Annotated in this window: 14 protein-coding genes; all 14 read left to right on the top strand. The window is 66.2% G+C overall.

The window, feature by feature from the left end; all coding sequences use genetic code 11:
* Positions 1-98: 98 nt before the first annotated feature.
* The 14 genes from J2X92_RS06080 to J2X92_RS06015 all read left to right on the top strand — a co-directional run bounded on the left by J2X92_RS06080 (position 99) and on the right by J2X92_RS06015 (position 21,282).
* Positions 99-1,556: a form I ribulose bisphosphate carboxylase large subunit gene (locus tag J2X92_RS06080; protein ID WP_373424801.1), complete on the top strand. Its 1,458-nt coding sequence runs from the start codon at positions 99-101 to the stop codon at positions 1,554-1,556.
* A 43-nt stretch (positions 1,557-1,599) separates the two neighbouring features.
* The gene (locus J2X92_RS06075) at positions 1,600-2,019 is read left to right on the top strand and encodes a ribulose bisphosphate carboxylase small subunit (protein ID WP_307574225.1); all 420 of its coding nucleotides are present in this window, start codon (positions 1,600-1,602) and stop codon (positions 2,017-2,019) included.
* Positions 2,020-2,055: 36 nt separating this feature from the next.
* A complete protein-coding gene (gene cbbX, locus J2X92_RS06070; protein WP_307574224.1) occupies positions 2,056-2,985 on the top strand; it encodes a CbbX protein in 930 nt (309 codons plus the stop codon).
* Positions 2,982-3,785: an HAD-IA family hydrolase gene (locus tag J2X92_RS06065; protein ID WP_307574222.1), complete on the top strand. Its 804-nt coding sequence runs from the start codon at positions 2,982-2,984 to the stop codon at positions 3,783-3,785. Before cbbX ends, J2X92_RS06065 begins: the two co-directional genes overlap by 4 nt.
* The gene (rpe, locus tag J2X92_RS06060; RefSeq protein WP_307574221.1) at positions 3,786-4,490 is read left to right on the top strand and encodes a ribulose-phosphate 3-epimerase; all 705 of its coding nucleotides are present in this window, start codon (positions 3,786-3,788) and stop codon (positions 4,488-4,490) included. It begins immediately after the preceding gene.
* Positions 4,487-5,212, top strand: coding sequence for an HAD-IA family hydrolase (locus J2X92_RS06055; RefSeq protein WP_307574219.1), 726 nt, complete (start codon positions 4,487-4,489; stop codon positions 5,210-5,212). Before rpe ends, J2X92_RS06055 begins: the two co-directional genes overlap by 4 nt.
* Positions 5,213-5,231: 19 nt before the next feature.
* A complete protein-coding gene (locus J2X92_RS06050; RefSeq protein WP_307574217.1) occupies positions 5,232-6,305 on the top strand; it encodes a class 1 fructose-bisphosphatase in 1,074 nt (357 codons plus the stop codon).
* 79 nt (positions 6,306-6,384) lie between these two features.
* A complete protein-coding gene (locus J2X92_RS06045; protein WP_307574215.1) occupies positions 6,385-7,263 on the top strand; it encodes a phosphoribulokinase in 879 nt (292 codons plus the stop codon).
* Between the two features lie 60 nt (positions 7,264-7,323).
* Complete coding sequence (gene tkt / locus J2X92_RS06040) at positions 7,324-9,363, top strand: transketolase (RefSeq protein WP_307574214.1); 2,040 nt, start codon at positions 7,324-7,326, stop codon at positions 9,361-9,363.
* Complete coding sequence (locus J2X92_RS06035; protein ID WP_307574212.1) at positions 9,360-10,541, top strand: phosphoglycerate kinase; 1,182 nt, start codon at positions 9,360-9,362, stop codon at positions 10,539-10,541. The genes tkt and J2X92_RS06035 overlap by 4 nt, the downstream gene beginning before the upstream one ends.
* 50 nt (positions 10,542-10,591) lie before the next feature.
* Positions 10,592-11,605 carry a class II fructose-bisphosphate aldolase gene (gene fba, locus J2X92_RS06030; RefSeq protein WP_307574210.1) on the top strand — a complete coding sequence of 338 codons (1,014 nt, stop codon included), beginning with the start codon at positions 10,592-10,594 and terminating at the stop codon, positions 11,603-11,605.
* 188 nt (positions 11,606-11,793) lie between these two features.
* Positions 11,794-18,183, top strand: a complete 6,390-nt coding sequence (locus J2X92_RS06025) for a VCBS domain-containing protein (protein ID WP_307574208.1) — start codon at positions 11,794-11,796, stop codon at positions 18,181-18,183.
* Between the two features lie 52 nt (positions 18,184-18,235).
* Complete coding sequence (locus tag J2X92_RS06020) at positions 18,236-19,948, top strand: type I secretion system permease/ATPase (RefSeq protein ID WP_307574207.1); 1,713 nt, start codon at positions 18,236-18,238, stop codon at positions 19,946-19,948.
* A complete protein-coding gene (locus J2X92_RS06015; RefSeq protein ID WP_307574205.1) occupies positions 19,945-21,282 on the top strand; it encodes an HlyD family type I secretion periplasmic adaptor subunit in 1,338 nt (445 codons plus the stop codon). The genes J2X92_RS06020 and J2X92_RS06015 overlap by 4 nt, the downstream gene beginning before the upstream one ends.
* Positions 21,283-21,690 lie beyond the last annotated feature (408 nt).

Raw genomic sequence — 21,690 nt, 5'->3', positions numbered from 1 at the left:
TGTCAAAAGATTTAATTTTTCTTTATCTGTCATGCGGCCTACATTCACTTCACCGACAGCACCAAACCCCTTCACTCGAGAGGCACCCCATGGGCAACATGAACGAAGCAATACAGATCACCGACGCCAAGAAGCGCTATTCGGCCGGTGTGCTGAAGTACGCGCAAATGGGTTATTGGGACGGCGACTACCAGCCCAAGGACACCGACATCCTCGCGTTGTTCCGCATCACGCCGCAAGACGGTGTGGACGCGATCGAAGCTGCCGCGGCGGTGGCCGGCGAATCGTCCACCGCGACCTGGACCGTGGTGTGGACCGACCGCCTGACCGCCTGCGACATGTACCGCGCGAAGGCCTACAAGGTGGAGCCGGTGCCCAACAACTCGGGCCAGTATTTCTGCTACGTGGCATATGACCTCTCGCTCTTCGAAGAGGGCTCCATCACCAACGTGACGGCTTCCATCATCGGCAACGTCTTCAGCTTCAAGCCGCTGAAGGCCGCGCGGTTGGAAGACATGAAGTTTCCGGTCGCCTACGTCAAGACCTTCCCTGGCCCCCCGACCGGCATCGTGGTGGAGCGCGAGCGGCTCGACAAGTTCGGCCGGCCTCTGCTGGGCGCGACCACCAAGCCGAAGCTTGGGCTCTCGGGCCGCAACTACGGCCGCGTGGTGTATGAGGGCCTGCGCGGCGGCCTCGACTTCATGAAGGACGACGAGAACATCAACTCGCAGCCGTTCATGCACTGGCGCGATCGCTTCCTGTTCGTGATGGACGCGGTCAACAAGGCCAGCGCCGCCACAGGCGAGGTCAAGGGCAGCTACCTGAACGTCACAGCCGGCACCATGGAAGAGATGTACCGTCGCGCGCAGTTCGCCAAGGAGCTGGGCTCGGTGATCGTGATGATCGATCTCGTGGTCGGCTACACGGCCATCCAGTCGATGAGCCACTGGTGCCGGCAGAACGACATGATCCTGCACCTGCACCGCGCGGGCCACGGCACCTACACGCGCCAGAAGAACCACGGCGTGAGCTTCCGCGTGATTGCCAAGTGGATGCGCTTGGCCGGCGTGGACCACATCCACGCGGGCACGGCGGTCGGCAAGCTCGAGGGCGACCCGATGACGGTGCAGGGCTACTACAACGTCTGCCGCGACACGCACACCAAGGTCGACCTGCCGCGCGGCATCTACTTCGACCAGGACTGGGGCGCGCTGCGCAAGGTGATGCCGGTGGCTTCGGGCGGCATCCATGCAGGGCAGATGCACCAGCTGCTCGACCTGTTCGGCGACGACGTGGTGCTGCAGTTCGGCGGCGGAACCATCGGGCATCCGCAGGGCATTCAGGCCGGCGCAACTGCCAACCGCGTGGCGCTCGAAGCGATGGTGCTGGCCCGCAACGAAGGGCGCGACATCGCCAACGAAGGGCCGCAGATCCTGCGCAACGCGGCCAAGTGGTGCACGCCCCTGGCGGCCGCGCTCGACACCTGGGGCGAGATCTCCTTCAACTACGCCTCCACCGATACCTCCGACTACGTGCCGACGCCGTCGGTGGCTTGAGCACACGTTCCCCCCGTTCCGCAGTTCTCCAGGAGCAACAGACATGCGAATCACACAAGGCACTTTTTCCTTCCTGCCCGACTTGAGCGACGAGCAGATCAGCCGCCAGATCGAGTATTGCCTGGACAAAGGCTGGGCCATCGGCCTCGAATACACCGACGACCCGCATCCGCGCAACACCTTCTGGGAGATGTTCGGCAACCCGATGTTCGACATCAAGGACGCGGCCGGCGTGATGCTCGAACTCGCGTCCTGCCGCAAGACCTTTCCGCAGCAGTACATCCGCGTGACGGCGTTCGACTCGACGCACGGCACCGAGTCGGTGGTGATGTCCTTCATCGTCAACCGTCCTTCCAACGAACCGGGCTTCCGCCTCATCCGCACGGAGGAGCCGGGCCGCACGATCCGCTACAGCGTGGAGAGCTACGCGGTGCAGGCGCGGCCCGAAGGCAGCCGGTACTGAGCGAAACCGGCCGCAAGCACATTGCCAGAGGCACGCATGGACGCCACAGAAACCCCCACCACCCCGGCCATTGCCACGGCGCCGAAGCAGCTCTTCGAGTCTTCAGGCGTGAAGGCGCTGCTCGACCAGCTCGACGCCGAGCTGATCGGGCTGGCGCCGGTAAAGGGACGCATCCGCGACATCGCGGCGCTGCTCCTGATCGACAAGTTGCGCCAGGAGCAGGGGCTGCAGTCTCAGCCGCCTTCGCTGCACATGTCGTTCACCGGCAACCCGGGCACCGGCAAGACCACGGTGGCCATGCGCATGGCCGAGGTGCTCAAGCAGCTGGGCTACGTGCGCAAGGGCCACCTGGTGGCGGTGACGCGTGACGACCTGGTGGGGCAGTTCATCGGCCACACGGCGCCCAAGACCAAGGAAGTGATCAAGAAGGCGATGGGCGGCGTGCTGTTCATCGACGAGGCCTACTACCTCTATCGGCCGGAGAACGAGCGCGACTACGGGCAGGAGTCGATCGAGATTCTGCTACAGGTGATGGAGAACCAGCGCGACGACCTGGTGGTGATTCTTGCGGGCTACAAGGACCGCATGGAGACGTTCTTCAGCAGCAACCCGGGCATGGCCTCGCGCATTGCGCACCACATCGACTTTCCGGACTACAGCGAGGCCGAGCTGATGCAGATCGCGCAGCTCATGCTGGGGCGGCTGAACTACAGCTTCGACGATGGCGCGGCTTCCACCTTCTCGCGCTACGTGAGCCTGCGCCGCAGCCAGCCGCACTTTGCCAATGCGCGATCGATTCGCAATGCGCTCGACCGCATCCGACTGCGCCACGCCACGCGGCTGTTCGGCAGCGAAGAGGCTCTGACGCGCGAGCAGCTCTGCACGCTGCAGGCGCAGGACATTCTTGCGAGCCGCGTCTTCAATCCTCCCGCGAATGCGGCGCAAACGGAAGGAGCCCAACGATGAGCATCGAAGCCCTCGTATTCGACGTCGACGGCACCCTCGCCGACACGGAGGAGGTCCATCGCATGGCCTTCAACCTCGCGTTCGAAGAGCTCGGGCTCAGCTGGCACTGGACGCAGGCCGAGTACCGCTCGCTGCTGGCCGTCACGGGCGGCAAGGAGCGCATGAAGACGTATATCGATTCGCTGCCTCTCGGCGGATCGGAGAAGAAACGACTGCACGAGTGGGTGCCCGCGATCCATGCGGCCAAGACGCAGCACTACACCGACATGGCGCGGCGCGGCGGCATCGAGCTGCGCCCCGGCGTGCTGCGTTTACTCGACGAGGCCCAGGACGCCGGCTTGCGGCTGGCGATTGCAAGCACCACCACGGCTGCCAACATCGATGCGCTGCTGCAGGCCACGCTCGGTGCGCGCGGTCTTGCAATGTTCGACGTGATTGCCTGCGGCGACCAGGTGCGCGCGAAGAAGCCGGCCTCCGACATCTACCTGCTGGCGCTCGACACGCTCGGCGTGCCGCCCGAGCGCGCCATTGCGATCGAAGACTCGGTCAACGGACTTCACTCGGCCCTTGGTGCGGGGCTCTGGACGCTGGTCACGCCCACTTTCTGGACCGAAGGCAGCGATTTCAGCGGCGCGGGCCTGGTGCTGCCCAGCCTCGGCGACCCCGCGCAGCCGTTGCCGGGGGAGCCCGGTGGGCATCTGGCGTCTTCTGCGTGGCTCGGCATCGAGGAACTGCTGCGATTGGCCAGCGTGGCCCCGCCATTGAATGCCGTGCAGGCGCTCTACCGTGAGGACAGCTAGATGCAGAAGAACCAGAACACCATGCGGATCGCGCCCAGCCTGCTGTCGGCCGACTTCGCGCGGCTCGGCGAAGAGGTCACGGCGGTCATCCAGGCCGGGGCCGATCTGATCCATTTCGATGTCATGGACAACCACTATGTACCGAATCTGACAATCGGTCCGCTGGTGTGCGAAGCCATCAAGCCCTACGCGACGGTGCCGATCGACGTGCACCTGATGGTCAAGCCGGTCGATGCGCTGATCCCGATGTTCGCGCAGGCGGGCGCCTCGATCATCTCGTTCCACCCCGAGGCCAGCGAGCACATCGACCGCACGATTCGGCTGATCACGGCCAGCGGCTGCAAGGCCGGCCTGGTCCTCAACCCCGCCACGCCGCTGCAGGTGCTCGACCACGTGCTGGACCAGCTCGACCTGGTGCTGCTGATGTCGGTCAACCCCGGCTTCGGCGGGCAGAGCTTCATCGAGAGCGTGCTGCCGAAGATCGAGGCGGTGCGCCGCCGCATCGATGCGACCGGACGCGACATATGGCTGGAGGTCGACGGCGGCGTGAAGCCCGGCAACGCCGCGCGCATCGGCGCCGCGGGGGCCGACACGCTGGTGGCGGGCTCGGCTGTGTTCAGCGGCGGCCGCTACCGCGAAGCCATCGATGCGATCCGCACCCAGGCGCTGCAGGGCCGGCGCGACGTGGAAGGGCGTTCCGCATGACAAAAGACTTGCGCGATATCGACGCGATCGCGTTCGACCTGGACGGCACGCTGGTGGACAGCGCACCGGACATCCGCTTGGCCCTGAATGCCGCGCTGGAAGAGGCTGGGCTTGAACGTTTCGACCTGGACACCGTGCGCGCATGGATCGGCGACGGTCCCGATGCTTTGATCCTGCAGGCGCTCCGGCGACAGGACCTCGGCGGCAGCGAGGCGCTGCGCACACGGCTGCGAAAGTCCTTCGATGCGGCCACGCTGGCGGCACCGCTGAAGCACGGCAGCGTGTTCGAGGGCATTGCCGAACTCGTCGATGGCCTGCGCCGTGCGCTACCGATGGTGGTGGTTACCAACAAGCCGACGCCGCTGGCACGCGCCGTGCTGGATGCAGCCGGCCTGCTGCAGCCGATGGCGGGGGTTTTTGGTGCCGACGCGGCTGCGCAGCGCAAGCCCGCGCCTTTTCTGCTGCAGGCCGCGGCGCGCCAGTTGGGTGTGGAGCCCGCGCGCCTGCTGATGGTGGGCGACGGGCCGGCCGACCTGCTCGCCGCGCAAGCGGCCGGCTCCCCGGCGGCGCTGGTGGCGTGGGGCTATGGCGGCCATGCGGCTTCGGACGCGGCCGCTGTGGCGCCGGCCTGGCGAGTCGCAACGCCGCAGCAGCTGCTGTTGACGTTGCGCGAGTCGCGCGCCGTTCGCCGGGATGAAGAAACGACAACGACCAGATATTGAAATCAACCAGGAGACGATCATGCCCATAGCAGGCAAGGCCACGCTGACCCAATACATCATCGAGGAGCGCCGCCGCCACCCCGGGGCCACGGGCGCGCTCAATGCGCTCATCACCGACGTCTCTCTTGCCTGCAAGGCGATCTCGCGCAAGGTGGCGCTCGGCGCCCTGGGCGACGTGCTGGGCAGCGCCCTCACGCAGAACGTGCAGGGCGAGGAACAGAAGACGCTCGACGTGGTGAGCAACGACATGTTCCTGCGCGCCAACGAGTGGGGCGGCCACGTCGCGGGCATGGTGTCGGAAGAGCTGGAAGAACCCTACCTTCCGCCGCGGCAATACCCGCGCGGCAAGTACCTGCTGCTGTTCGATCCGCTCGATGGCTCATCGAACATCGACGTGAACGTGGCGGTGGGCAGCATCTTCTCGATCTTGCGCGCGCCCACGCCAGAGGCCGATGCGAAGCCCGAGGACTTTTTGCAGCCGGGCACCGAACAGGTCGGCGCGGGCTACGCGATCTACGGGCCCTCGACCATGCTGGTTCTGACCCTGGGCAACGGCACGCATGCTTTCACGCTCGATCCGCAGCTGGGCGAATGGGTGCTGAGCCACCCGAACCTGCGCATTCCGCGGAATACCAACGAGTTTGCGATCAACGCGTCGAACAGCCGCTTCTGGGAACCGGCCGTGAAGCGCTACGTCGACGAATGCCTGGCCGGCAAGGAGGGCTCCCGCGGCATTGACTTCAACATGCGGTGGATCGCCTCGCTGGTGGCCGAGACGCACCGCATCCTGATGCGCGGCGGCGTCTTCATGTACCCGCGCGACAGCAAGGAGTCGGGCAGGGACGGGCGGCTGCGGCTGCTTTATGAAGCGAACCCGATCTCCTTCCTGATCGAGCAGGCCGGCGGCATGTCGAGCACCGGCCGTAGACGGCTGATGTCGGTCGAGCCAGAGTCGATCCACCAGCGCATCGGCCTGGTCTTCGGCTCATCCGAAGAGGTGGCGCGCGTGGAGGCGTATCACAACGAGGCGCCGCAGGATACCTACCAGGCGCCGCTGTTCGGCAAGCGCGGCCTCTTTGCAACGGCCGCCTGAAACGCACCAGAGCACCCACACACACCGGGGCCGAGCCCGAGCGGCCCCGCAAGAATTTTTTTATCTCCCCGAGGCCACCATGTCAGCCAAACATCCCATCGTTGCCATCACCGGCTCATCCGGCGCAGGCACCACGTCCGTCACGCGAACCTTCGAGAACATCTTCAGGCGCGAGAGCGTCAAGGCAGCCATCGTGGAGGGCGACAGCTTTCACCGCTACGACCGCACGACCATGAAGGCGGCCATGGCCGAGGCCGAAGCCGCCGGCAACCGGAACTTCAGCCACTTCGGCGAGGACGCGAACCTCTTCGCCGAACTCGAGGCGCTGTTCCGCGACTATGGCGAAGCGGGCGTGGGCCAGAGCCGCAAGTACCTGCACGACGCCACGGAGGCCGCGCCCTACAAGCAGGAGCCCGGCACCTTCACGCCATGGGAAACGCTGCCCGACAGCGAGTTGCTGTTCTATGAAGGTCTGCATGGCGGCGTGACGACGGAGAAGGTCGACATCGCGCGCCACGTCGACCTGCTGATCGGTGTGGTGCCGGTGATCAACCTGGAGTGGATCCAGAAGCTGCACCGCGACAAGAACACGCGCGGCTATTCAACCGAGGCTGTGACCGATGTGATCCTGCGCCGCATGAACGAATACGTGCACTACATTTGCCCGCAGTTCACGCGCACGCACATCAACTTTCAGCGCGTGCCCGTCGTCGATACCTCCGACCCCTTCATTGCGCGCACCATTCCAAGCCCGGACGAGAGCCTGGTGGTGATCCGCTTCGCCAATCCGATTGGCTTCGACTTTCCGTATCTGTTGAGCATGCTGCACGACTCCTTCATGTCGCGCGCCAACACGCTGGTGGTGCCGGGCGGAAAGATGGAGCTCGCGATGCAGCTGATCTTCACGCCGATGATCCTGCGGCTCATGGAGCGCCGCAAGAAGTCGTACGCGATCTAGCGGCTGCACCGCCCTAACCACAGGCTTCCATACATACGAACAAACAACAGGACCTCCGGCATGACGATTGAAAACCTCGCCTTGCGCACGCAGTGCGCCAACGCCATCCGCGCGCTGGCCATGGACGCCGTGCAAGCCGCCAACTCCGGCCACCCGGGCATGCCGATGGGCATGGCCGACATTGCCGAGGCGCTGTGGCGGCACCGGCTGCGGCACGACCCGGCCGACCCGCGCTGGATGAACCGCGACCGCTTCGTCGTCTCGAATGGCCACGGCTCGATGCTGTTGTATGCGCTGCTGCACCTGAGCGGCTATGCGTTGCCGATCGACGAACTGCGGCGCTTTCGGCAGCTGCATTCGCGCACGCCAGGGCATCCCGAGGTCGGCGTCACGCCGGGCGTGGAGACCACCACGGGGCCGCTGGGGCAGGGCATCAGCAATGCGGTCGGCATGGCCCTGGCGGAAAAGCTGTTGGCCGAGGAATTCAACCGGCCGGGCCACGAGGTGATCGACCACCGCACGTATGTGTTCCTGGGCGATGGCTGCCTCATGGAAGGCATCAGCCACGAGGCATGCTCGCTCGCGGGCACCTGGCGCCTCAACAAGCTGATGGCGTTCTACGACGACAACGGCATCTCGATCGACGGCGAGGTCAGCGGCTGGTTCAGCGACGACACGCCGGCCCGCTTCGAAGCCTACGGCTGGACCGTGCTGCGCAACGTCGACGGCCACGATGCCGCGGCGCTCGATGCGGCCATTGCGGAGGCCACCACCGCGGACCGACCGGTGCTGGTGTGCTGCAAGACGCGCATCGGCCAGGGTTCGCCGAACCGCGCGGGAACCGCGAAGGCGCACGGCGAGGCGTTGGGCGATGCCGAGATTGCGCTGACGCGGCAGGCGCTGGGTTGGAACGCCGCGCCGTTCGAAGTGCCGCCTGCGGTTGCCGAGGCGTGGTCGGCGCGCGAATCGGGCGCCGCGCTGCACAAGGCTTGGCAAGAACGCTTTGCCGCTTATGCAGAGGAATTTCCGGTGCTGGCGCGCGAGTTGCTGCGGCGCCACCGCACCGATGCGCCGCTCACTGCGCAGGTCGAGGCGGCGCTGGCTTCGGCCGCGTCCGGCGCGGAGCAGCGCAAGGCCTCCGTCGCCACGCGCAAGGCTTCGCAGGTGGTGCTCGACGAGGTCGGGCCCGCCATGCCGGAACTGATCGGCGGCTCGGCAGACCTCACGGGATCGAACCTCACTGACTGGAAAGGGCACCGCGCGCTCAAGGGCACGGGCACAGGCAACCACGTACATTACGGCGTGCGCGAGTTCGGCATGGCGGCCATCATGAACGGGCTGGCGCTGCATGGCGGCTTCCGTCCGTTTGGCGGCACCTTCCTGACATTTTCCGACTACGCGCGCAACGGCGTGCGCATGTCGGCGCTGATGAAGCTGCCGGTGGTTTACGTTTTCACGCACGACTCCATCGGGCTCGGTGAAGACGGACCGACGCACCAGCCGGTGGAGCATGCCTCCAGCCTGCGTCTGATCCCTGATGTCGACGTCTGGCGGCCGGCCGATGCCACCGAAACGGCCGTGGCCTGGCGGCAGGCGCTGCGCCGCGTGGACGGACCGAGCTGCCTGCTGCTCACGCGCCAGGCGCTGCCGCATGCGGGCGGCGGCGAGGAGCGCATCGAATCGATCGCACGCGGCGCCTATATGCTGCGGCGCCCTGAGGCCGAAAGCGTCGCGCTGCTGGCGAGCGGCTCCGAAGTCGGCGTGGCATTGGCCGCAGCGGCGTTGCTGGCGGAGGAGGGCATCGAAGCGCGTGTGGTGTCCGTGCCGTGCATGGACGTGTTCGAGAGGCAGGACAAGGAATGGCGCCACGCGGTGATTCCGCGCCATCTGCCGCGTGTGGCGGTGGAAGCCGGCAGCACGGGGCTGTGGTGGAAGTTCGTCGGCGAGTACGGCGACGTGGTCGGGCTCGACCGCTTCGGCGAATCGGCGCCGGCCGGCGAACTGTTCAAGCTGTTCGGATTGACCGCCGAAGTGGTGGCGGAGCGCGCGCGGCGGCTGCTGGCGAACGCCGCGGTGGTTCATGTGAAAGAGGCCGCATGACGTTCAACACGCTGGACCAGGTCGACCTGCGCGGGCAGCGCGTGTTCATCCGCTGCGATCTGAACGTGCCGTTCGACGCCGCCGGACGCATCAGCGACGACACGCGCATCCGCGCCAGCCTGGCCGGCATCCGGCATGCGCTGTCGCAGGGGGCGCGGGTGATGGTCACCTCTCATCTGGGCCGGCCGAAGGAAGGCGGGCTTGCCGACGGCGAATCGCTGGCGCCCGTGGCCGTGCGGCTGGGCGAATTGCTGGGTGCGCCCGTCACCTTGGTCAGCAACTGGATCGAACGGCCCTTCGACGTGGCGCCCGGCCACGTGGCGCTGCTCGAGAACTGCCGCGCGAACGTGGGCGAAAAAGCCAACGCGGAAGCCCTGGCGCGGCGCATGGCGGCGCTCTGCGACGTGTACGTGAACGACGCCTTCGGCACCGCGCACCGCGCCGAAGCCACCACCGAGGCGCTGGCCCGGCTTGCGCCCGTGGCCTGCGCCGGGCCTCTGATGGCGTCGGAACTGAATGCGCTCGGCCGGGCGCTCGCGAATCCTGCGCGGCCGTTGGCGGCGATCGTCGGCGGGTCCAAGGTGTCGACCAAGCTGTCGATCCTGGAGTCGCTGGCGGCGCAAGTCGAGTGTCTGGTGGTCGGGGGTGGCATGGCCAACACCTTCCTGCTTGCGGCAGGGCATCCGGTCGGGCGCTCGCTGTGCGAGCCGGAGATGGTCGAGACGGCGCGTGCAGTGACTGCGGCGCTTTCGGTGCGAGGTGCGCGGCTGTTCATGCCGACCGACGTGGTGACCGCCATCGAGTTCTCGCCGAACGCGCGCGCGACGGTGAAGGCCGTGGCCGACGTGGCGCCGGACGACATGATCCTGGACTTTGGTCCCGAGTCGGTGGCGCAGCTCGTCGCCACGCTCGGCCAGTGCAAAACCATCGTCTGGAACGGACCGCTGGGCGTGTTCGAGATCGAGCAGTTCTCGCACGGCACGCGCACGCTGGCCAACGCCATCGCGCGCATGGATGCGTTCTCGCTGGCGGGCGGCGGCGACACCGTCGCGGCCATCAACCAGTTCGAGGTGGAGGAGTGCATCGACTACGTCTCCACTGCGGGCGGCGCATTCCTCGAATTCCTCGAAGGCAAGAGCCTGCCGGCCGTCAAGGCGCTGCAGGACCGCCGGCACTGACGCAGCTCGTGCCCTCATAACTATTTCCAACATCCACAGGAGCTTCCCCCATGGCCATGATTTCGCTGCGTCAATTGCTAGACCACGCCGCCGAGCACCAGTACGGCGTGCCGGCGTTCAACGTCAACAACCTGGAGCAGATCCAGGCCATCATGCAGGCCGCGAAGAAGACCGACAGCCCGGTCATCCTGCAGGCCTCGGCGGGTGCGCGCAAATACGCGGGCGAGCCCTTTCTGCGCAAGATGGTCGAGGCGGCGGTCGAGATGTACCCCGAGATCCCGATCGTGATGCACCAGGACCATGGCGCCAGCCCCTCGATGTGCATGCAGGCCATCCGCTCGGGCTTCACCAGCGTGATGATGGACGGCTCGCTGATGGAAGACGCCAAGACGCCCGCCAGCTACGACTACAACGTGGACGTGACCCGCCGCGTGGTGGAAATGGCGCGCGCGGTAGGCGTCTCGGTCGAGGGTGAGCTGGGTTGCCTCGGGTCGCTCGAGTCGGGTATGGCCGGCGAGGAAGACGGCAGCGGCGCGGAGGGCGTGTTGTCGCACGACCAGCTCTTGACCGATCCGCAGCAGGCGGCCGATTTCGTCTCACGCACCGGCGTGGATGCACTGGCCATTGCCATCGGCACCTCTCACGGCGCCTACAAGTTCAGCCGCAAGCCGACCGGCGACATCCTCGCGATCGACCGCATCAAGGACATTCACGCGCGCATTCCGAAGACGCACCTGGTGATGCACGGCTCTTCGTCCGTGCCGCAGGAATGGCTGGCCGTCATTCGCGATTACGGCGGCGACATCAAGGAAACCTACGGCGTTCCGGTGGAGGAGATCCAGGAGGGCATCCGCCACGGGGTGCGCAAGGTCAACATCGACACCGACATCCGCCTGGCCATGACGGGCGCCATGCGCCGCGCCATGGGCAGCGACCGTAGCGAGTTCGATCCGCGCAAGTTTCTGAAGGAGGCCACGGCGGCCGCGCGCGATCTCTGCATCGATCGGTTCCAGGCTTTCGGGACCGCGGGCATGGCTTCGAGGATCAAGCCCGTGGCGATGTAGCGGCTGGCTGACGCTTCAAGCAGGACAAAAGCCCCAGGCTTTCTGGGCCGTTCCAGTACTTATCGAAGGAGAAGGAAAGGACATTCCTTCCATGTGCTCACGTCGCCGGCGCGATCCAATTTGCCAACAAATGGGATACCGCGTCGAGACGACATGCGCCGGCATTCCGGCGCCCACCAAGGAAGCACATGACCACGATTACCGGCTCCAACGGCAGCGACCTTCTCACCGGCACGGCCGGAAGCGACACCATCAACAGCGGCAACGGGGACGACACCGTCAGCGGCGGAGCCGGGAACGATTCACTGAATGGTGGCGCGGGAAACGACACGCTCGATGGCGGCAGCGGCAGTGACCAGCTCAACGGGGGATCGGGGAACGACACCCTGATCTACAACGTCAGCGAAAACCTCGTGGCGGGCACCAAGGACGTGTACACGGGCGGGGCGGGCGTCGATACGCTCCAGCTTCTGTTCACGCGGGCTCAGTGGCTGGACTCTGCCACCCAGACGCAGATCGCCGCCTACCTGGCCCATCTTGCGGCAGTGACCAATGCGAAGACCGGTGAGGTTTCCAATGGCTCGGCCAGCGATTTCGTCTTCACCTTCGGGTCGTCCACGCTGACCGTCCAGATGACCGAAGTACTGAGAATCCTTGTGGACGGTGTCGAGGTGAATCCGGCCAATGAGGCGGCGACAGCACTAGGCGATGCGGTGGCGACGACCGAAGACGGGCCGGGGATCCAGATCCATGTGCTGCAGAACGATCTGGTCCCCGACCTGATCAAAAGCTTGGCGCTGGCTTCTGCGCCGGCCCACGGGACGGCGACGCTCGTTCAGCCTGCGATGGACGATCCGTCGACCTGGTATTTCCAGTACCAGCCCAATGCAGCCCATTTTCAGCACCTGGCCGCGGGCGAGAACGCAACCGACACCTTCACCTACCAGGTGACCGACGCCGATGGCGGAACGGGACTGGCCACGGTGACCGTCACCATTACTGGTGCCAACGATGGTCCGATCATCACGTCCCAAGACCTGGTGGGCGCGGTGAGCGAACAGGTCGCGCCCGCTGGGACGCTGAGCGACAGCGGCGTCATCGGCTTCAGCGACCTGGACCTGAGCGATGTGCACCTGGTGAGCGCCACCGGCACGCCGGTCGGCAGCGTGCTTGGCAGCCTGACGGCGGTCAAGAACAGCGACACCACGGGGACCGGCACCGGGGGGCAACTCACCTGGACCTACACCGTGGACGCCACGGCCGTCGAGTACCTGGCCGCGGGCGAGACCCGGGTCGAGAGCTTCACCATCACCGTGAACGACCAGCACGGCGGCGTCGTCACCCGGCAGATCGATGTGACCATCACCGGTACTAACGACGCGCCGATGATCGGCGCGGCCGATGCGGCTGCGGCGGTGACCGAGGATGCGGCGACGCCGATCCTGAGCGACAGCGGCACGATCACCTTCGACGACGTAGACCTGAGCGATGTGCACGGCGTCAGCGTGGCGGCCGGTCCAGGCAACACGCTGGGCGGGGTCTTGACAGCCGGCGTCAGCGATTCGGCCACGGGCGCGGGCGACGGCACGGTGAGCTGGAACTACAGCGTCGCCAACGCGGCCACGCAGTATCTGGCTCAGGGCCAGACGGCGACGGAGACCTTCACCGTCAGCATCAATGATGGCCACGGCGGCACGGTCAATCAGCAGATCACTGTGACGGTGACCGGGACCAACGACGTGCCGGTGATCGGCGGCGTGGCCAGCGGGGCGGTGAGCGAGGATGGCTCGACGCCGAACCTGAGCACCAGCGGTGCGCTGACGATTGCTGATGTCGACCAAGGCCAGTCGAACTTCACACCTCAAGCGAGCACTGCCGGCAGCAATGGCCACGGCAGCTTCACGCTGGCGGCCGATGGAAGCTGGACCTACATCGCCAACAACGGCCAGGGGGCGATCCAACAGCTGGGTGCCGGGGAGTCGATCAGCGATAGCTTCACCGCAGTCTCGTCCGATGGGACAGCAAGCCGGGTGGTGACCGTCACCATTACCGGGACTAACGATGTTCCGGTGATTGGCGGCGTCGCGAGCGGCGCGGTCAGCGAAGATGCCTCGACCCCGAATCTGAGCACCAGCGGGGCATTGACGATTGCTGATGTAGATGCGGGCCAGTCAACCTTCGCCCCACAGGCGAGCACAGCCGGCAGCGGTGGCTACGGCAGTTTCACGCTGGCGGCCGATGGCAGCTGGACCTACGCGGCCAACAATGGTCAGGCGACGATCCAACAGCTGGGCGCCGGCCAGTCGCTCAGCGACAGCTTCACCGCGGTGTCCTCCGACGGCACAGCCAGTCAAGTGGTCACGGTGACTATCACAGGCACAAACGACGTGCCTGTGATTGGCGGCGTCGCGAGCGGCGCAGTGAACGAGGATGGCTCGGCACCGAACCTGAGCACCGGCGGCGCATTGACGATTGCCGATGTCGATGCAGGGCAATCCAGCTTTACAGCCCAGGGTGGCACAACCGGCAGCAGCGGATACGGCAGTTTCACGCTGGCAGCCGACGGCACTTGGGCCTACACGGCCGACAACAGCCAAAGCGCGATCCAGCAGCTCGGTGTGGGTCAATCGATCAGCGACAGCTTTACTGCAGTCTCGTTTGACGGGACTGCCAGCCAAGTGGTGACGGTGACGATCACCGGGACCAACGACGTTCCCGTGATCGGCGGCGTCACCAGCGGCGCGCTGAGCGAGGATGCCTCGACCCCGAACCTGAGCACCAGTGGCGCGCTGACGATTGCCGATGTCGATGCGGGCCAGTCGAACTTCGCGCCTCAAGCAAGCACCACCGGCGGCAACGGCTACGGCAGCTTCGCGCTGGCGGCCAATGGCAACTGGACCTACACGGCCAACAACAGCCAAAGCGCGATCCAGCAACTGGGCGCCGGCGAGTCGATCAGCGACAGCTTCACGGCAGTGTCATCCGACGGTACGGCCAGCCAGGTGGTGACGGTGACCATCACCGGGACCAACGACGTGCCGGTGATCGGTGGCGTCGCCAGTGGCGCGGTGAACGAGGATGCCTCGACGCCGAACCTGAGCACCAGCGGCACGCTGACGATCGCCGATGTAGATGCGGGACAGTCGAACTTCGCGTCACAGGCGAGCACCGGCGGCAGTAACGGCTACGGCAACTTCACGCTGGCGGCCGACGGCAGCTGGAGTTACACGGCTGACAACAGCCAGAGTGCGATCCAGCAGCTTGGTGCTGGTCAATCGATCAGCGACAGCTTCACCGCGATGTCGTCCGACGGTACGGCGAGTCAAGTGGTAACGGTGACGATCACCGGCACCAACGATGTGCCCGTGATTGGTGGCGTCGCGAGTGGCACGGTGAACGAGGATGCCTCGACGCCGAACCTGAGCACCAGCGGCACGCTGACGATCGCCGATGTGGATGCGGGCCAGTCGAACTTCGCGAGTCAAACGAGCACTGCCGGTAGCAATGGATACGGCAACTTCAACCTGCTGGCTGATGGCAGCTGGAGCTACACGGCCGACAACAGCCAGGCAGCGATCCAGCAGTTGGGCGCCGGCGAGTCGCTCAGCGACAGCTTCACGGCAGTCTCGTCCGATGGCACGGCCAGCCAACTCGTAACTGTGACCATTACCGGGACCAACGACGTTCCGGTGATTGGCGGCGTCGCCACCGGCGCGACGAGCGAGGATGCTTCGACTCCGAACCTGAGCACCGGTGGTGCTCTGACGATTGCCGATGTCGACCAAGGCCAGTCCAACTTCACGCCCCAAGCCGGCACCAGCGGCAGCAACGGCTACGGGAGCTTCTCGCTCACGGCTGATGGCAACTGGAGCTACACGGCTGACAACAGCCAAGCGGCGATCCAGCAGCTTGGTGCAGGTCAATCGCTCAGCGACAGCTTCACTGCAGCTTCGTCCGACGGGGGCGCCAGCCAGGTGGTGACGGTGACGATCACAGGCACGAACGACGTGCCGGTGATTGGTGGTGTGGCCAGCGGCGCGGCGCAGGAAGACATTGCAGTGTCCGGTGGCAGCCTCGCGGCCAGCGGCGCACTGACGATCGCCGATGTCGATGCAGGACAGTCCAGCTTCACAGCCCAGGCTGGAACCGCCGGTAGTAACGGCTACGGCAGCTTCAACTTGCTGGCCGATGGCAACTGGAGCTACACGGCCGACAACAGTCAAAGCGCGATCCAGCAGCTTGCTGCGGGTCAATCGATCAACGACAGCTTCATCGCAGTCTCGTCTGATGGAGCGGCCACCCAACTCGTAACGGTGACGATCACTGGCACCGACGACGTTGCGGTGATTGGCGGCGTTGCCACTGGCGCGGTGAGCGAAGACGCCTCGACCCCGAACTTGAGTACCGACGGTGCACTGACGATCGCGGACGCCGATGCAGGACAGTCCAGCTTCATAACCCAGCTTGGCACTGTCGGCAGCAACGGCTACGGCAATTTCACGCTGGCAGCCAACGGCACCTGGACCTACACCGCCGACAACAGCCAAAGCACAATTCAGCAGCTGGCTGCAGGTCAATCGATCAGCGACAGTTTCACTGCAGCCTCCTCAGACGGGACCGCCAGCCAGGTGGTGACTGTGACCATTGCCGGCACCAACGATGCGCCCGTGCTGAGCGCTGCCGCGACGCCCGCTCTGCAATCGGTCAACGAGGGTGCAGGTGCACCGGCCGGGGCCGTGGGGACGCTCGTATCGAGCCTCGTGAATCTGACTCCACCCAGCGGCGACCTCGACAACGTGAGCGATGCGGACAACGGCGCGGCCACCGGCATTGCGCTGACGGGCGTGAATGCCGCCAATGGAAGCTGGTGGTATTCCACAGACGGCGGCACCAATTGGGCCGCGGTAGGTGCGGTGTCGGACGCGTCCGCAATGCTGTTGGCCGCGGACGCGAACACGCGTGTCTACTTCCAGGCGGATTCGAACTTCAGCGGATCGGTCAGCGATGGCATCACCTTCCGCGCCTGGGACCAGACGAGCGGCACGGCGGGAACCACGGTCAGCACCGTGACGAACGGAGGCAGTTCCGCGTTCTCGAGCGCGACCGATACGGCGACCATCACCGTCAACGTGGTGAACGTGAATCCGGTTCCCGCCAGCGACGTGCTCTATGTGTCGAACAACACCGCCGTGACGCTGTCGACCAGCGTGCTGCTGGCCAATGACACGGACATCGATGGTGCTGCGCTCAGCGTCACGGCGATCAGTGTTGTGACCGGGACGTTGGCCACCCCGATCACCATCAACGCCGACGGAACTTTCTCCTTCACGACCGGTTCGACCGGCGGCACGGTCGGCAGCCCAACCGTCGTCACGCTCAGCTACACGCTCAGCGACGGCGTCGGCGGAAGTGCGACCGGCTCCGTCACGCTGAACGTGCTGGACACCACTTCGGGCGCGAACACCGTCGACCTCACCGGCGTCGCGGTCTATCAAGGCGCCTACATCGACGGCAAGGCAGGAGGCGACACCCTGCGTGACGGCGCGTTCCAGTCGGTGCTTGTCGGCAGCAACGGCAACGATCAGTTGTTCGGCAACGCGGGTTCGGACCTGCTGATCGGAGGCGAAAACGTCGACACCCTCGATGGCGGAGCCGGGAATGATGTGCTGCGTGGGGGGGGCAACGATGACCAAATCGATGGCGGGGCCGGTACGGAGGATCTCATCGACTTTTCCGATGGTTCCAACGGCATCACCTTCACCCTGACGCAGTCCAGCGGCAATACCGTCTTCAACGGACCAGGTTCAATGGGAACCGATACCTACCGGAACATCGAGGGCGTAATCGGCACGGCCAACGCCGACACCCTCACCGGCAGTGCCTCGAACGACATCCTCCGCGGTGGCGGCGGCAATGACACGCTCGATGGCGCGGGGGGCGCCGGTGACCTGCTCGACTTCTCCGACGGCACTGCCGGCCTCACGTTCACGCTGGCGCAAAGCACCAGCACGACGAGCTTCAATGCCAGCGCCGCGGGGCTAGGCACCGACAGCTACAAGAACTTCGAGGGCGTCATCGGCACGGCCTTCGCCGACACGATCACCGGCTCGGCGTCGAACGATCAGTTGCGCGGCGGCGGCGGCAACGATGTGATCAACGGCCTTGCAGGCGACGACCGCATCGCCGGCGGGACCGGCGCCGACATCCTCACCGGCGGCGCCGACAACGACACCTTCGTCTTCGATTCGGCACCGAACGCGGTGGACTCGGTCACCGACTTCAATGCTTCGGGATCAGCGGCGAGCGGCGACCTGGTCGAGCTGTCGCTCGGCACCTTTACGGCCCTTTCGACCTCGAGCGGAAGCACGCTGTCGGCGGTCGAGTTCGCGTCCTCGGACGGCGGCGGTGCGGGAGACATGGTGGGCGCGGGCGTGCATGTGATCTACGACAGCGCGACGGGCAACCTGTACTACGACGCAGACGGCCTGAGCGCCGCCAACCGCACGCTGGTGGCAACGTTGACGCTGACCAATCCGGCCGACACCTTCGACAGCAACGACATCAAGGTGGGCCTGTGAGCTTTCGCCAGCCGCCCGCGGATGCGGGTGGCAGCACGCGAGAGACATCGACATGAAGCCACTTCTCCAGCTTCTCAAGCGACCGCTTCTCTTTGTCGGCGGCTTCTCGTTCTTCGTGAACCTGCTGCTGCTGGCTCCCGCGCTCTTCATGCTGCAGGTTTTCGACCGGGTGCTGACGAGCCAGAGCCGGGAGACGCTGCTGGTGCTGTTGCTTGGCGTTGCCGTGGCGCTCGGCCTGATGCTGATGCTGGACTACCTGCGCAGCCGGCTGCAGGGCGTCGCGGGCAACCTGATCGCCGAGCAGCTGTCTCCGGTGGTTGCCAAGGTCATGCTGGTGCACACGGCGCGCCGTGCCGAGCGCGCGCCCTGCGAAGGCTTGCGCGACGTCGCGGCGCTGCGCAACCTGTTTTCCTCCCAGGGGCTGCTGGCCCTGTTCGATGTGCCATGGGCATTCGTCTATGTCGCGGTGATTTGGCTGGCGCATCCGATGCTGGGTATGGCCGCGGCCGCCGCGTCGTTGCTGATGCTCGTCCTTGCCGTGGTGAACGACCGCATCACGCGCCGCGATATCGAAGCCCTGCAGAAGGAAGCCGCCAGGGCCACGCGCTACCTCGAATCGTCGATGCAGAACGCGGAGCTGGCGCAATCGCTCGGAATGGGGGAGGCAGTGATCGGACGCTGGCGGACTCTCAACGCCGGTGTCGCCGCGCTGCAGGGGCCGACCGCGCGCAAGTCGGTGGCGATGGCCGCGCTCACGCGCGCCACGCGCCAGGCGGTGCAGGTGCTGTTGCAGGCACTGGGCGCCTACCTGGTCATCACGGGCGAAGGCACGCCGGGCATCCTGGTGGCCTGCACCATCCTGCTCGGCCGGGCGCTGGCGCCGGTCGAACAGGTGGTGGGTAGCTGGCGCGTGCTGGCCGAGGGGCGCCTGGCCTTCGCGCGCCTGTCCGAGGTGCTGGGCGCCGCCGAGCGCCAGCCGCAACGCATGGCGCTGCCGGCTCCGAGCGGCCGTCTGCACGCGGAAGGCCTCGTGTTCCGGCCTTCGCAGGGCGAGCGGATGATTCTTGCCAGCGTGTCGCTGAGCCTGGAGCCCGGCGAGTCGCTGGCCATCACCGGCGCCAGCGGTGCCGGCAAGTCGACGCTGGTGCGCCTTCTGACTGGCCTGTGGAGGCCCCATGCGGGTGTCGTGCGGCTGGACGACGTCGACATCGCGCAATGGCCGCGCGAAGAACTAGGCCCCTGGCTCGGCTATGTGCCGCAGGATGTCGAGCTGTTCGCCGGCACCGTTGCCGACAACATCGCGCGGTTGGGCGAGGTCGATCCGGACAAGGTCGTGCAAGCGGCGCAGCGTGCCGGCGTGCATGCGCTGATCCTGACGCTGCCCGAGGGCTACGACACCGTCGTCGACAACATGGGCGTGATGCTGTCGCCGGGCCAGCGCCAGCGCATTGCGCTGGCACGCGCTCTCTATGGCAATCCGAAGCTGCTGGTGCTGGACGAACCCAACTCCAACCTGGACGGGGCGGGCGAATTGGCGCTGGGCGAGGCCTTGAAGGCGCTGCGCGGCCAGGTCACGGTGATCGTCGTCACGCACCGCAGCGCGCTGGTTCAGCACATGGACAAGCTGATGGTGCTGGAGGCCGGCCGCGTCAAGCAATACGGGCCGGTGGCGGAAGTGATGCAGGCGATCAGGCGTCCGGGTCAGAACCCGGGCGGCGCCCAGGTGGTGATGATGCCGGCGCGCGCTTCGGAGGTTGCCCGATGAATCTCATGGCGCATGCGATCGCGGCCAACGACCCGCTGGCGCTCCATGTGCGCGAAGCGCGTCGCTTGGCGCACTGGGGCTTGGCCGTGCTGGTCTGCGGGCTGCTGCCGGCTGCCGCGTGGTTGAGCTTTGCCCCGCTGTCGTCCGCCGTGGTGGCGCAGGCGTACGTGAAGGTGGACCTGAACCGGCGCCCGGTGCAGCACGCCGAAGGCGGCATCGTGCGCGAAGTCCTGGTGCGCGACGGCCAGCATGTGCGGCAGGGGGAGCCCTTGCTCGTGCTGGGCGACGTCTCGGTCGATGCCGACAGGAATCGGCTGGACCACCGCGTCAAGACCGAGCGTGCCAGCCTCGCGCGGCTCGACGCGGAGCAGACCATGGCGCGTGCGATCGCTTTCCCGCCCGACGTGGTCGAGACCGCGGCAGCCGATCCGCGCCTGGCCGCGCAGCTGAACAAGGAGAACGCACTGTTCGAAGCGAGGCGCGATGCGCTGGTGGGGCAGGTGCGCCTCTTGCGTTCGCAACGCGAGAAGGTGGCCGAGGAAATCGTGGCACTGCGCGCCCAGATCATGCGGGCGAGCGAGTCGATGACCTTCCAGAAGAACGATCTGGAGACCAACCGCAAGCTGCTCAAGGACGGCTTCATCTCGGCCGCGCGCATTGCGCAACTCGAAGGCACCGTGGCCGACTACGGCGTGAAGATCGAGGAGCGGCGCGCGGAGCTCGCGCGCGCCGAGCAACGCACGGTCGATGCCGATCTGCGCATCCGCTCGCTGGAGAGCGAGTACCGCCAGCAGGCGAGCGATCAGCTCAAGGTCACGGCGGCCCGGCTGGCGGAAATCGAGCAGGAGCGGCGCAAGTCGACCGACGCCTCGGCGCGGCAGGTGATCACTGCGCCGGCCAGCGGCGAGATCATCGATCTGAAGTATTCGACGCCCGGCGCGGTGATTCCGCCCCGCGAGACCATTGCCGACGTCGTGCCGGACGACACCCGCCTGGTGACCGATGCGCGCGTGCGTCCCGAGGACATCGGCCGCATCCAGCGCGGGCAGCCGGCCGAGATCCGCTTCACGGCATTCAAGTACCGCACCACGCAGCTGGTGCATGGCAAGGTGGTCTATGTGTCGGGCGACCGCCTGATCGACCGTGCGACGGGCGCTCCCTACTACTCGGTGCTGGTCGAGGCCGATGCGGCTTCGCTCGCGACGGCGGGTGACCTGAAGCTGCTGGCCGGCATGCCGGCCGAGATCTACCTGCAAGGGGACGAGCGCACCGCGCTCCAGTACCTGGTGGAGCCGATCACCCAGGTGCTGCGCCGCGCCGCGCGCGAGCGTTGACGCGTCGCGGCCTGCTGACGGACCAGCCACGGTGTGCATGGCGCCGGGTTTGCTCGGGGATCGCCCTCTCGATGATGCGAATCACGGGTGTCACTTGTGAATATTGAGCGACCGCGTTCACGAACTGGACAATCGCCCAATGACAGTTCGGCGAACAACCTCTTGACTACAGGCCCTAGCAAGCGGCCCTTCGGGACGGCGCCTGACCTGCATTCGGGCGTGACGCAGTGCTTGAAGCTCTGCGCATCGTTTGTGGCCGAGCGGAAAATCCTGCGTCTGCTCCGAAGTAGCGGGCGACAGCCCGTCCCAGATGCGTAATCTCGTTCACGGTCGTACACGGTGGTGCCGCGCCTTGGGGCGGTGAGAAGGCCACCTTGATGTACCCGGCGTCTTCCAGGTGCTTCAATT

Source organism: Variovorax paradoxus (assembly GCF_030811855.1).
Classification (GTDB): Bacteria; Pseudomonadota; Gammaproteobacteria; order Burkholderiales; family Burkholderiaceae_C; genus Variovorax; species Variovorax paradoxus_L.
The sequence above is the reverse complement of the archived record's forward strand: the minus strand, read 5'-3'. Positions and strand labels throughout refer to the sequence as shown.

Coding starts and splice junctions, on each gene's coding strand:
- J2X92_RS06080 (WP_373424801.1), top strand. CDS start 99: ATGAACGAAGCAATACAGATCACCGACGCCAAGAAGCGCTATTCGGCC.
- J2X92_RS06075 (WP_307574225.1), top strand. CDS start 1,600: ATGCGAATCACACAAGGCACTTTTTCCTTCCTGCCCGACTTGAGCGAC.
- cbbX (WP_307574224.1), top strand. CDS start 2,056: ATGGACGCCACAGAAACCCCCACCACCCCGGCCATTGCCACGGCGCCG.
- J2X92_RS06065 (WP_307574222.1), top strand. CDS start 2,982: ATGAGCATCGAAGCCCTCGTATTCGACGTCGACGGCACCCTCGCCGAC.
- rpe (WP_307574221.1), top strand. CDS start 3,786: ATGCAGAAGAACCAGAACACCATGCGGATCGCGCCCAGCCTGCTGTCG.
- J2X92_RS06055 (WP_307574219.1), top strand. CDS start 4,487: ATGACAAAAGACTTGCGCGATATCGACGCGATCGCGTTCGACCTGGAC.
- J2X92_RS06050 (WP_307574217.1), top strand. CDS start 5,232: ATGCCCATAGCAGGCAAGGCCACGCTGACCCAATACATCATCGAGGAG.
- J2X92_RS06045 (WP_307574215.1), top strand. CDS start 6,385: ATGTCAGCCAAACATCCCATCGTTGCCATCACCGGCTCATCCGGCGCA.
- tkt (WP_307574214.1), top strand. CDS start 7,324: ATGACGATTGAAAACCTCGCCTTGCGCACGCAGTGCGCCAACGCCATC.
- J2X92_RS06035 (WP_307574212.1), top strand. CDS start 9,360: ATGACGTTCAACACGCTGGACCAGGTCGACCTGCGCGGGCAGCGCGTG.
- fba (WP_307574210.1), top strand. CDS start 10,592: ATGGCCATGATTTCGCTGCGTCAATTGCTAGACCACGCCGCCGAGCAC.
- J2X92_RS06025 (WP_307574208.1), top strand. CDS start 11,794: ATGACCACGATTACCGGCTCCAACGGCAGCGACCTTCTCACCGGCACG.
- J2X92_RS06020 (WP_307574207.1), top strand. CDS start 18,236: ATGAAGCCACTTCTCCAGCTTCTCAAGCGACCGCTTCTCTTTGTCGGC.
- J2X92_RS06015 (WP_307574205.1), top strand. CDS start 19,945: ATGAATCTCATGGCGCATGCGATCGCGGCCAACGACCCGCTGGCGCTC.